This is a genomic window from Polyangium spumosum (assembly GCF_009649845.1).
In the GTDB taxonomy this organism is placed as follows: domain Bacteria; phylum Myxococcota_A; class Polyangia; order Polyangiales; family Polyangiaceae; genus Polyangium; species Polyangium spumosum.
The window spans coordinates 124,863-136,761 of the sequence record NZ_WJIE01000019.1; the positions used below are offsets into that span (position 1 = coordinate 124,863).

Below are 11,899 nucleotides of genomic sequence, written 5' to 3' on the forward strand. Positions count from 1 at the left end.
GGCTACCAGAGGCCGCGGACGAGCGGTGAGCTCAACGCACGATCAGGCCGAACGGCATCGCCGCGAGCGTTCGTTCGCCCGCAAGCAGGGGCGCCATCGACCCCAGGTACCGGGCGACCTCGGGCAACATCGCGCCCATCTCGGGCAACAAGGCCGAGACGGCGACCTGCCGCGCCACCTTCGCCGCCCCGCCGTCGCCTTCCGCGCGCGCCTCCCCGTTCTCCGAGGCCTCCAGGAGCTCCAGGAGCCCCGAACCTTCGCCCACCACCTCGGCCGGCGCGTCGTCGGGCAGATGCGCGAGCTTTCGCGCCAGGGTCACGGCGTCCGCGAGCCCGCCGAGCTCGTCGACGAGGCCCCTCTCCTTCGCCTCGACCCCGCCGAAGATCCGCCCCTCCGCGCTCTCGGCGACCTTCCCGACCGGCATGCCCCGCCCCTCCGAGATGCGCCGGACGAACAGGTCGTAGATCGACTGCATCGACCCGAGCACCTTCTGCCGCGTCGGCTCGTCCCAGCCGGTGAACGGCGACATGTACGTCGCGCGCGCGGCCTTCTGCGGATCGGGCGCCGCGGCGATCGTCTCGGTCGTCACCCCGATCTCCGCGAGCGTCTTGCCCACGGCGAGCTTGCCCGACACGACGCCGATCGACCCGAGGATGCTCGTCGGCTCCGCGACGATCTTCGTCCCGGCGCAGGCCAGGTAGTACCCGCCGCTCGCGGCCATGCCGCCGACCGACACGACGAGCGGTTTGTCCGTGCGCAGCTTCATCAGTCGCTTCCACAAGAGGTCCGACGCGAGCGCCGATCCGCCGGGCGAGTCGATCCGGAGCACCACCGCCTTCGTCGACTCGTCCTTCGTGAGCCGCGCGATCGTCTTGCCCAGATCACGCTCGGTGATCCCGTCGCTCCCGCCGAGCGGCGACGCAGGCGCCCCGCCCATCGCGATCGCCCCGGTCGCCGGCACGATCGCCACGTGTGGCTCCCCGCCCGAGCCCGGCCCGGCGAGCACGCGGATCACGTCGATGATCCCGCCCGACACCGGCTCCTGCGACGCGCCTCCTCCGAAGCGCACGCTCATCCGCTCTGCGCTGGCGAGCTTCTTCGCCTCCTCGCGCGCGTCGTCGGCGTACCCGACCTCGTCGACGAGCCCCTTCGCCTTCGCCTCGTCCGGCGGGAACGGCCCGAGCTCCACGACGTCGGCGAGCTCGGGTTTGCCTCGCCCCTCCGCGATCGCCGACAGCCACGCCGAGCGTAGCCCGCGCAGCGCGCCCTCGATCGACTGCCTCGCCTCGGGGCTCGCGCTGTCGCGCGTGAACGGCTCCTCGGCGCCCTTGTACTTGCCGACCTGGAGGAAATTCACCTCGACGTGGAGCTTCTCGAGCAGCCGATGCCCGAACACGAGCTCCGCCGCGATGCCCACCGTCTCCACGCCTCCGGCCGGGCTCACCCAGATCCGATCACAACCCACGGACGCGAGCAGCAGCGTCGCGTTGCCGAGATCGTCGGCGTGACAAACCACGGGCTTCTTCGCCTTGCGAATCGCCCCGAGCATCCGCCCGATCTCGCTGGCCCGCGCGAGCCCGAGGTTCGTCGCCCCGAGCCGCACGAAGAACCCCTTCGTCGTGTCGCGCTCGTTCGCCGCGCCGATCACCTGCACGAGGTCGGCGTGCGTGCGCCCTCGCGGCGAGCCGAACAGCCCGCCCTGCGACGACTCGGGCGCCCCGCGCGACAGATCGATCTCGACCACCGCGGGCCCGCTGATCGACGGCGTCACGCGCGCGTTCGTCGCGCCCTTCGGCCGACCCTCGCAGCCCGCGCCGCAGGCCACGAGCGCTGCCCCGAGCGTCACGCCGATCGCCCCCAGACCCACCCGTCGGCCTCGCCGCTTCTTCATTGTGGCTCCCAGGAGTCCGCGAACTGCGCGAGCCTCTGCTTCGCGCGTTTCGTGTGCGGGTTCGTATCGCCGCCCTTCTCGATGATCTTCCGGTAGAGCGTGCTCGCCGTCATCCGCTCGCCGTTCTCCCACCGCAGATCCGCGAGCCCCGCGACCGCGTCGAGGTTCCCCGCGTCGGCGGCCACCGCCTGCTCGTAGGCGCGGATCGCCGCGGCCCGATCCTTCTTCTTCAGCGCGAGGTCCCCCTGCGCCTTCAGCACCTTCGTGTCCTTCGGCGACTTCTGCGCGAGCTCCTTCAAGAGCCCCTCGGCCCTGTCGAGATCGCCCTTCTCGATCGCCTCGATCGCGGACGCGAGCGCGGCTTCGCCCGCCTCCACCTTGACGCTCGCGGCCTCCACCTCCGGCGGCTTCGCCGCGCCCTCCGCGCTCGTCACGAACGCACGCAGGAGCCGCACGAGCGGGTGTGGCCTCGGCATCGCCGCGAGCCTCTCGAGCTCCACCTTCGCGCCCGCCGCGTCGCCCGATCGGGCGAGCGCGTAGATCAACATCGACCGCGCGCGCCCGAGGTTCTGCTCGTCCCGCGCCGCGCTCTTCAGCCGCTCGATCACCGTCGCCCACACCGGCGCCGGCTCGGCCAGATCGAGCGTCGCGAACAGGAGCTCGTCGCTCGCCTGCGAGGTCGACTTCGGCAGCGACGAGACGAGCTTGCGCGCGCCGTCGACGTCCCCCGCGAGGCGGAGCGCGTCGATCCGGCAGCGCGTCACGTCCGCGTCGGAGGCCGCGATCGACTGCGCCCGATCCGCCGCCTGCTTCGCGCGACCCACCACGAGGTCGAGCTCGCGCTTCGCGTTCGGCAGGTCCGGATCCGCCGCGGCGAGCAGCCGCACCTTGAGCCACGCCACGTCCGCGCGCACGGCCGCGAGGCGCGCGAGCCGCACGGCCACGCGCAGATCCCCGTCGGCGAGCGCGCTCGCCTTGACGTACGACTCGTTCGCCGCGTCGAGATCGCCGTCCCGCAGGTCACGATCTCCCTGATCGAGCAGCGCCCCGAGCCGCGCGTCTCCTTGCGGCTGCGTCGCGGCCCCCTTGTTCGGCAGGTACTCGCGCGCGACCATCACCACGCCGAGCGCGCCGAGGCCGAGCAAGAGCACGCCCACGATCCAGCGCGCCGCGTGTGGCCTCCGGGGCGGGATCCCCGAGATCGCGAGCATGTCCTCGCCGCTCGGCAGCGCCGACGACGGCGGCAGCGACGCGGGGCCGCTCGACGGGTTCTTCACCGAAGGCGTCGACGCGGGCTTCACCACCTCGCTCTTCGGCGGCGCGGGCGTCGCCGCGGCCGGCTTTGCGGCCGCGAGCACCGGCGGCCGATCCATCATCAGCGTCGGACCCTCGCTCGTCGGCGATCGGTCCATCATCAGCGTCGGATCGTCTCCGCTCGACGGACCCGCATCCTGCACGCTCGGCGGCTCGGGCGTGGCCTTTCGTGGCGGCGACGGCGGCTCCGGCGGCGGGAACATCGGCGACGAACCCGCGGGCTTGCGCGGCGGCGGCGGAGGCTCCGGCGGCGGGAACATCGGCGACGACGGCGCGGTTTTTCGCGGCAGCGGCGGCCCCTCCGCGGGCGCGGGCGGCGGGAACATCGGCGACGAACCCGCGGGCTTGCGCGGCGGCGGCGGCGGCGGCGGGAGCTGGCTGATCCGCTCGACCGACCCACCTCGCTCGTCCGGCGACGAAGCAACCTGGCCACGCGGCGGCGGCGGGCCGTTCGTGCGCGTCGAGATCGGCGCCTCCACGACGTCCATCGTGTTCAGCTCTTCGAGCCCGCCCGGCACGCGGGGCGCGGCGAGGCCCGGGATGTCCGTGTTCCCTGCCGCGGGCGGACGCACCGACGGCGACCGCTTCCCGAGCAATGCGCCGCCCATCGCCACGGGCGGCGGCGGCGGCACCGATCCACGCCGCGGCGCGGCTGCGGGCGCGGCTGCGGACGCGGCGCCGGGCTGGCGTCCGGGGAGCGCGAACACCACCGAGGCCTCTTGCTGGCGTGGCGGCGGCGCCGCTCCGCCGCCGAGCCCTGCGGGTGTCCTCGTGCGGGTCCGCGCGGGGCCTGGTGGTGGTGTCGTCCCGGTCGCCGGCACCGTCATGCCGATGCGGTTGAAGAACGGCTCGAGCTCGGCGATCGACCCGAGCCTCCGCGGCCGGCTGTTGCTGCGGGAGAGCACGTCCTCGCGGGACACCTTCCCGTCGTGGATCGCGCCCTGGAGCTCGCGCAGCGCGGTGAACTCGATCTCGCGCCCGTCGACGGTGCGTACGACCCACGTGTCGGGGACCGTCCCCACGGATGCGCGGCGCACCTTGAACTGGTGCCCGCATGTCGTGCACTTGACGGAGGTGCCGCGCTCGGAGACGAGGGCGTCGTCGAAGTCGTACACCGTGCCGCAGCGCTCGCAGGTGACTTCCATGGGGAACTTGGCAGCTTTCCTCTTTGTGCACCGGGACGCAATGGCCGCCGCGGCGCATCAGCTCCCTACTACTACCGCGCCTTCCCCGTCCGGCTCCACTCTTCGAACGCGCCCGGCCCCGGGATCGGGTCCTTTGTGCCACATCCGATCGTGAACGACCTTTCACGATCCGCCCCCTCTCGCCCCTCGTCGTTTTGTCTTCGGCGAGCGGATCCACGCGATGCAACCCAGCGGGATCGCGAGCCTTGTGCGGGGCATGTTGCTTGCTACCTTCCCCCTGCTGCCGTGGCCTTCGTCAAGGCCGCGCAGGACTCGCTTCGCGGCGTGGTTGGTGCTTTTCGGGAGACGGTATGAAGCGACTTTCTCTTCTGGGCTTCCTCGGCATGATGGCGACGTTCCTCGCGGGCTGCCCCATCTACGACGACGACGGCGAGTGGCAGGAGGGGCCGTGCCGCGGCTCGAATTGCCCGGGGCCAGGCGGCTGCCGCGGCCCCAATGACTGCGACCTCAACGAGACGTGCGGCACGGACAACCAGTGCCACCCCGGCGACTGCACGGTCTGGGGATGCAGCGAAGGCTTCGGCTGCGTCGTCGAGAACATGGGGGCGAGCTGCCAGCCCGGCGCCGGCGGCTCGGGCGGGACCGGCGGCACCGGCGGCTCGGGTGGCACCGGCGGCACCGGCGGGACCGGCGGCACGGGCGGCGGCTCGGTCACCTGGTGCGGCAACCCCGACGACTGCCCCATGGGCGAGACGTGCGCGCCCGACGGCACCTGCCAGCCGCTCGCGTGCGACGCCATCGGCTGCATCTACGGCTACGCCTGCGAGGCTTCGCAGTGCGTCCCGGCGAGCCCCGCGGCGTGCGGCACGGACGCCGACTGCAGCGGCCTCGGCGCCGGCTACCTCTGCGTGAGCGGCATGTGCACCGCGCCCGCCGATCAGTGCTCGGACCAGACCCAGTGCCCGCCGAACAACAAGTGCGTCGCCGGCAAGTGCACCCCGGCGTGTGACGACGACGCCGACTGCGACGGCGGGTACGCCTGCGACACGGGCCTCGGCATCTGCACGAAGATCGTCGAGTCCTGCACCATCACGAACGACTGCGGCTCGGCCGACGAGGTCTGCGTCGCCGGCGCGTGCGTCCCGCGCAGCCAGATGGGCATGTGCCCGCCGGGCGACGTGTGGGTGGAGAACGGCTGCATCCCGAACCAGTCGGCCGAGTTCTACTGTCAGCAGGACGGCGTGCAGGACGCCTGCGCCGCCGGCTCCATCTGCCTGCACCACAACTGCTACATCTCGTGCGCCCCGCCGAACGACAACGTCTGCAACCTGCCGTCGCTCGACGTCTGCAAGACCGTCACGACGATGTCCGGCGATCACCAGGTCTGCGGCTCGAACGACAACCTCGGCAGCGAGTGTGACCCCACGGCCGGGCTCGCCTGCGCGTCGGGCAAGATCTGCATCGACGGCTTCTGCAAGTAGCCCGCTCGTCCTCGGATCCACACACCCCACGGCGCCGCGGACATCCTCGCGGCGCCGTGTGCGCTCCCCCTGCCCGCTCCTCGCGTGGCATGCGCGCTGCCTGGCCCTCCCGCGCGGATTCGATCGAGCGTTCACGTGGCTCGGGTCACCGCTGGTAGCTCCGGATCGCCTTCGGCGTCTGCCGTTACCAGCTCCCACGTGAGGCTTCGATCCATCCCCGACGGAGAGCCTGCACGATGAAGAACTACGGTTTCATTCAGCGTTTGTCGGATTCGTTCCCTTACGAGCGCAAGAGCAGCGCGAGCTGGCTCCTGCCGGCGTCGCTCGGCGTCGGCCTCGGCGTGGCCCTCGGCGTGGGCATCGGCCTGCTCTACGCGCCGCGTACGGGCGCCGAGACACGCGAGCGGCTCCGCGAAGGCGCCGACCGGGTGAAGGACCGCGCGCGCTTCGCCGCCGGGCGCGTCAAGGGCGAGCTCGAGTCCGCCGCCTCCCAGGTCCGCGAGCGTTCGTTCGCGACGTCGAACGAGATCGGCCAGAACCGCTGACCTCGCGCGCGCGCTCGCCAAGGCGGCGCGCTTCACACACCTCGGGTGCAAACCGTGTACGCGCTTGCGTGCACGGTTTGCACGCTTCGAGCGGCCGATGATCCACCATGAAACACGAGATCCTGATCGCTTTCTTCTTCGAACGCGCCCACGCCGAGGGCGCGCTCGCCGAGCTCGCCTCGCTCGGCGTCTCGCCCGGCGACGTCAGCGTCATCCCCAAGCACGTCGGCCATCGCGGCGACCTCGGGCTCCACCTCGGCAGCAAGGCCTCGGAGGGCGCGGCGATCGGCGCGGCGCTCGGCGGGCTGCTCGGCGCGATCGCGGGCGCGCTCGGCGCCGCGGGGTCGCTCGTCGTGCCCGCGACCGGCTCCGTCTTCGCGGGCCCGGTCGTCGCTGCGGCGGCGGGCGCCGGCGTCCTCGGCGCGCTCGGCGTGGCTGTGGGTGGGATCCTGGGGGCGCGTCACCCCGAGTTCGAGGCGCGCTTGCTCGAGGACGCCGTCGGCATGGGCGGCTCGCTCGTCGCGATCCGCGCGGCGGCTGCGTCTGCGGGCGCCGTCGAGCGCCTGCTCGAGGCGCGTGGCGCTTCGTTCGTGCGTCGTCAGGAGGCCGAGGCCTGAAAATGTGCAGAGCGCCGAACGCGTCGGCGCTCTCGCTCGCTCTTCGGACGCTCAGCGCGTCCCGGCTTGCCCGATCTTCTCCGCGAGCCCGTGCTCGAAGCTCGACAACGTCTCCTCCACCGCCCCGCGGAAGTAACGCCGCGCCGCGAACAACGCTGCGGCCCCGAGCAAGCGCGGCGTCAGCCCTCCGCCGAGCAAGAAGCCCACCGCGACCGCGCCTGCGAGCGCCGCGTGCGGGTTCGCCCGCGCCACGTCGCTCACCATCGTGAGCACCTGGCTCGGATCGACCCCGCCGAGCGCCGCGAGGGGCCCCTTGTCCGCGCCTTGTTCCGTCGTGCCCGCCTGCCCCGTTTGTCTCTCGCCAACCATGAGATCCCTCCCCCGTTCCTAACCCTGACGCGTCATCACGCGGCCGAGCACGTACCCGAACGCGAGCGCCACGCCGATCGCCACGAGCGGCCGCTCCTCGACGAAGGCGACCAGCTTGTCGTCGGCGCGTTTGACCTGACGAACCATCCGCGCAGCCCCGTTGTGGTGACCGTTGAGGTGCGCGCCGCCCATTTCCGATTTGTGAGGATCTTCGATCATCGCCTCGCGCTCCCAGCAACGGGCGCGCCACGCGGCCTGAGCAAGCCACGCACGGTCGATGCAGCACGCGCGGGCGTGATCACGCGTCGAGCGGGATGCAAAGCCGACAGATCGTCCCCTCGCCCTCCACGCTCTCGACCGACAAACGGCCTCGGCAGAGCTTCGCGAGGTGGTGTGACAGGTAGAGACCTACACCCAGACCACGATACAGGTAGCTCGGCGCGTTGGAACCCCGATAGAACTTCGTGAACACCTGCCCGAGCTCGCGCGCCGGGATGCCGATCCCTCGGTCCTCCACCACCACGGCCGCGTTCGCCGGGTCCTCGGCGACGACCCGCACCCCGATCGGCGCCTCGGGCGGCGAGTACTTCACCGCGTTGTCGACGAGCGACGCCACGATCTGCTCCACCCGCTCCGGGTCGCCCCGCACGAGCAGCGGCTCGGCCGGCTCGTGCAACGTGAACGTCCGCGACTCCAGCATGAGCCGCGCCTCGCCCACCGCGCGCCGCACCGGCTCGCGCAGGTCGAACGAGCGCGCCGCCACCCGCAGCGATCCGTCCTCGATACGAGGCAGGTCCACGAGCAACGCGTCGATGAGCCGGCCCAGCCTGCGCGCCTGCCGCATCGTCCGCGGGAACGTGTCGGGCGGGACGCTCGCGCCTCGCTCGAGCGCCCGCGCGAGCGTCATGAGCGAGACCTCGAGCGGCAAGAGCGGGCTCTTCAGTTGATGCGCGACGAGCGCGAAGAACGTCCCGAGCTCCTGCTGCGCCTCCGCCTCGGCCGCCTCCCGCGCCGCCCGCTCCTGCACGAGGCGCTCGTTCTCCCGGCAGAGGCGCGTGTTCTCCTCCTCGGCCTCGGCGAGCTTCGCGGCGAGGGCCTCGTAGCTCGGCTCAATGCGGCGGGCGGCTTTCATCTTGGTTCCCCCTCGGGGACGGCGCCGCCGCGCCTTTGCCCTCCGGCCAGTGCTTCGGCAGCACCAGCGAGAAGGCGCTCCCTCGCCCCACCTCGCTCGCGACCGTCAACGTCCCGTGCAGCCGCAGCGCGAGCCCGCGCGCCAGGTAGAGCCCCACGCCGAGCCCGCTCGCCGCGCTCGGCACGTTCGAGCCGCGGTAGAACTTGCCGAACACGCTGGCCTGCTCCGCCGCGGGGATCCCGATCCCCTGATCGATCACGCGCACCCGCACGCGCGACTCCGACGCCTCGACCTCCACCGTCACCACGTGCTGCCGCCCCGAGTACTTCATCGCGTTGTCGATGAGGCTGATCAAGATCTGGTGCACCCGATCCGGATCGGACGTGACCCGCACCCCGTCGCCGGGCCCGTGGTACTCGAGCCGCTGCGACGGCGCGGCCAGGCGGAAGTCCTCCACGACCTCGCGCGTGAAGACCGCCAGATCGAAGGGCGCGACGTGCACCTCCAGCGTGCCTCGCTCGATCGCCGCCGCGTCGCTCAGGATCGCGTCCACGAGCCGACCGAGCCGGAGCGTCTGCCGCAGCGCGCGCGCCATCGTCCCCTCGGGCGGCGTCTTTCCGAGCGCGAGCGCGCGCTCGATCGTCCGGAGCGAGTTCAACACCGGCTGGATCGGCGCGCGGAGCTGGTGCGCCGCCATCGACAGGAACGACTCGCGCTCGGCGGCGAGCAGCTTCGTCGTGACGGACCGGTCACTCGCCGACAGGTCCCGCACGAACGCCGTCGCGATCGACAGGCCCCCGTGCGGCACGAGCGAGACCTCGAGCGGCACGTCCGTCCCGTCTTTTCGGTGCCCGATGGCCCGCTCCGGCGCGGCTCTGCCCTCGTCCCACCAGGGCCCGTCGCCCACGCCCGGCAATACGACGAGCGCGGGGAACGACTCGCCGACGAGCTCTCCGGGCGAGCGCCCGAGGAGGCGCTCCGCCGCGGGATTGGCGTAGACAATCCGCCCACGTTCGTCCGCGCAGACGATCCCGTCGGGCGCCCGCGCGATCACTTCCGTCCAATCGATCGTCGTCTCCTGCACGGTGCCACCTTGCGTTCGTCGTCGTGGGCTTCATTAGGGACGGAGGGGTTTGCTGCCAGTGGGGGGCACGAAATTGGGAAAGCGCTCGCGACCGACCGTGCTGATCGTCGACGACGACGACGAGATTCGTTATTCGATGCGCAACCTCCTGGTCGTATCGGATTTCGACGTCCTGCTCGCCGCCGACGGCGTCGAGGCGCTCAAGCTGCTCGAACGCAATCGCGTGGACGCGCTGGTCATCGATTTGATGATGCCGCGCCTCGACGGCGTGGGCGTCATCCGGGCGCTGCTCGGCAAACCCGCCGAGGAGCGGCCAAACGTCATCATCGTGGTCTCGGCGCACGTCGAGCTCCGCCGGCGCATCATGGGCCTCGACGTCCGCCGCGTGTTCCCCAAGCCCTTCGACGCGCTCGCCCTGGTGAACGAGCTCTCCGACGCGTTCGGCAGCTCCGAATCCGGGGCGAATGATAAACCCGAAGGGCCGACGCTCACCGTCGTGACCCGCGGCCACGAAGGGCGCCCGAGCTGAGCCTCAGCCGGCCTCGTCCGACGTGCCGATGCGCTTGCGGATCGTGTCCTCCACCATTTCCCGGACAACCCCCCAGAGCGCGTCCTGGTTCGGGCAGCCCGCGAGCGGCCCGAGCGGGATCTGGAAGCCTCCTTTGCCGCGCCGCCCGCCGCCGTACGGCATGCCGAGCGGGCCGATGCCGAACGCGTCGCGCAGCCACGTCGCCGGATCCAGCGACGCGTCGTTCGTGCGGAGCGAACCGTCGATCCACCCGTCGACCAGGCCGAACGTGATCGCCGTCTTGATCCCCTCGCGCCGCAGGAGAAAGTCGGCCGCTTGCCCGATCGCGTCTCGGTCCTGCGGGCGCACCTGCCCCACGCCCGAGAAGACCCACGTCCCCTCCACCTGCATCGCCTCCAGCGCGCGCCGCATGATCCGCATCGAGCTCGACGGGATCGCATACCGCGACAGCGCGGCGAGCACGTCCGTGTCCACGAGGTCGATGATGCTCGCGAGGGCCCGCAGATCCTCCGCGCTCGCGTGCAAGAGATCGTCCGTGTCGCTGCGGATCCCGTACGCCAGCGCGGTCGCGAGCCTCGTCGCGATCGTCCCGTTCTCCAGGACCCGCGTCGGGGCCTCGATCACGTACTCTGTGTAGATCGTGCTCGCGGCGCCCACGCCGAGCCGGATGTCCACGAACTCCGCGTTGAGTTTTCCCTGGATCGCGTGGTGATCCACGATCGACACGCAGGGCAGCCCCGAGCTCCTCGGCAGCTCGATCGAGTTCGCGTCGACCAGGCTGAGCGCGGTGTACCGGTCGAGGTCCTCCGGCGCGGTCACGCGCACGAGCGGCAGGTCGAGCAAATTCACCATCGCCCGGTTCTCCGCGCGGCTCACGAGCGGCAGGTGCGCGATGTCGCACTCGATGCCGACGCTCGCGCAGAGCCTCTGGTGGGCCCATGCGCTCGCCAGGCTGTCGGGGTCCGGATATCCCCGGATGACCACGACGTGCCGGCCTTCGTGTTTCCGTAGCGCCTCGAGGAGCTGCCCCACGCGGCTCTCTGCTCCGTCGACGCGACGCGGCCCGCGCAGATCGGGCAGGTGTGGGCTGCTGCTACGGTCGGGTTCGATCCGCAACGCTTCTTGTTGGTTCACCGTCTTGCCCCGGAGGTGCGGGCCTGATGCCGCACGGTCCGCCACCCACGAAAGCAATCCGCGCGCCCATCCTGCCAGCCGGGCCGTCCCGTACGAACGGGAAAAGCGCCTGCTTTTGCCGCTTCAGAGCTTGAACATGGCCATGGCCGTTTCGCCGGGACGAACGGTCACGCTCTTCGACTTCGCAGCGCCGCTCGAGGGCCTGCACGTCACCGAGTAGGTGCCTGCCTTCAACGTGAGGCGGATCGAGGACGACTTGCCCTTGGAAGCCCCGTTCACGCTGAACGAGCACGGGCCGCCGACGACGACGGCGACGAGCGTCCCGTTCGCCGGGGCCGGCGGCGGGGCGGGCGGCGGCTTGCTCGTGGCCGGCGGCTCGGCGGCGCCGACCGGAGGAGGCGGGGTGGCGGCCGCGACCGCGGAGGCGGAGGCGGGCGGCTCGGGCGGCGCGGCGGCGGACGCGGAGGCGGGCGGCTCGGCGGCGGCGCTCTCCGTCGGGGCGGGCGGCGGCGCGGGCGCGGCGACGGCCGAGGGCGCCTGCGTGACCGTGGGTGGGGGTGAAGGCGCGGGGACCACGATGGGCCCGTTCTCCTGGGCCTGGTTCGTCGTCGCGGCGGTCGGCTCCGGCTGCTTGCGCAGGAGCACGACGATGAGCACG

Annotated in this window: 12 protein-coding genes; 4 read left to right on the forward strand and 8 right to left on the reverse strand. The window is 71.9% G+C overall.

Annotated features, from left to right (window positions below; all coding sequences use genetic code 11):
• Nucleotides 1-31: 31 nt before the first annotated feature.
• Nucleotides 32-1,891 (reverse strand): signal peptide peptidase SppA, encoded by a 1,860-nt coding sequence (sppA, locus tag GF068_RS38005; protein WP_153824449.1) that lies wholly within the window; start codon nt 1,889-1,891, stop codon nt 32-34.
• Nucleotides 1,888-4,350, reverse strand: coding sequence for a zinc-ribbon domain-containing protein (locus GF068_RS38010; RefSeq protein WP_153824450.1), 2,463 nt, complete (start codon nt 4,348-4,350; stop codon nt 1,888-1,890). The genes sppA and GF068_RS38010 overlap by 4 nt, the downstream gene beginning before the upstream one ends.
• A 350-nt stretch (nt 4,351-4,700) precedes the next feature.
• Between GF068_RS38010 and GF068_RS38015 the strand changes: the two genes are divergently transcribed.
• The 3 genes from GF068_RS38015 to GF068_RS38025 all read left to right on the forward strand — a co-directional run bounded on the left by GF068_RS38015 (nt 4,701) and on the right by GF068_RS38025 (nt 6,993).
• The gene (locus tag GF068_RS38015) at nt 4,701-5,831 is read left to right on the forward strand and encodes a hypothetical protein (RefSeq protein ID WP_153824451.1); all 1,131 of its coding nucleotides are present in this window, start codon (nt 4,701-4,703) and stop codon (nt 5,829-5,831) included.
• 236 nt (nt 5,832-6,067) lie between these two features.
• The gene (locus GF068_RS38020) at nt 6,068-6,376 is read left to right on the forward strand and encodes a YtxH domain-containing protein (protein ID WP_153824452.1); all 309 of its coding nucleotides are present in this window, start codon (nt 6,068-6,070) and stop codon (nt 6,374-6,376) included.
• Nucleotides 6,377-6,483: 107 nt separating this feature from the next.
• Nucleotides 6,484-6,993 (forward strand): hypothetical protein, encoded by a 510-nt coding sequence (locus GF068_RS38025; protein ID WP_153824453.1) that lies wholly within the window; start codon nt 6,484-6,486, stop codon nt 6,991-6,993.
• Nucleotides 6,994-7,044: 51 nt separating this feature from the next.
• On the opposite strand, the gene GF068_RS38030 is transcribed toward GF068_RS38025, so the two are convergent.
• The 4 genes from GF068_RS38030 to GF068_RS47265 form a co-directional block, all read right to left on the reverse strand.
• Nucleotides 7,045-7,362, reverse strand: a complete 318-nt coding sequence (locus GF068_RS38030) for a hypothetical protein (protein WP_153824454.1) — start codon at nt 7,360-7,362, stop codon at nt 7,045-7,047.
• 18 nt (nt 7,363-7,380) lie between these two features.
• Nucleotides 7,381-7,581, reverse strand: coding sequence for a DUF883 domain-containing protein (locus GF068_RS38035; protein WP_153824455.1), 201 nt, complete (start codon nt 7,579-7,581; stop codon nt 7,381-7,383).
• Nucleotides 7,582-7,660: 79 nt separating this feature from the next.
• Nucleotides 7,661-8,494, reverse strand: a complete 834-nt coding sequence (locus GF068_RS38040; RefSeq protein ID WP_153824456.1) for a sensor histidine kinase — start codon at nt 8,492-8,494, stop codon at nt 7,661-7,663.
• The gene (locus GF068_RS47265; protein ID WP_153824457.1) at nt 8,472-9,578 is read right to left on the reverse strand and encodes an ATP-binding protein; all 1,107 of its coding nucleotides are present in this window, start codon (nt 9,576-9,578) and stop codon (nt 8,472-8,474) included. Before GF068_RS47265 ends, GF068_RS38040 begins: the two co-directional genes overlap by 23 nt.
• A gap of 97 nt (nt 9,579-9,675) precedes the next feature.
• On the opposite strand from GF068_RS47265, the gene GF068_RS38050 reads away from it, so the two are divergent.
• A complete protein-coding gene (locus tag GF068_RS38050) occupies nt 9,676-10,107 on the forward strand; it encodes a response regulator (protein ID WP_153824458.1) in 432 nt (143 codons plus the stop codon).
• A 3-nt stretch (nt 10,108-10,110) separates the two neighbouring features.
• Here the strand turns inward: GF068_RS38050 and GF068_RS38055 are convergent, their stop codons facing one another.
• The gene (locus GF068_RS38055; RefSeq protein WP_170319920.1) at nt 10,111-11,241 is read right to left on the reverse strand and encodes a DHH family phosphoesterase; all 1,131 of its coding nucleotides are present in this window, start codon (nt 11,239-11,241) and stop codon (nt 10,111-10,113) included.
• Between the two features lie 123 nt (nt 11,242-11,364).
• On the reverse strand, nt 11,365-11,899 hold a 535-nt coding region (locus tag GF068_RS43925; protein ID WP_206079640.1), incomplete at its 5' end, for a hypothetical protein.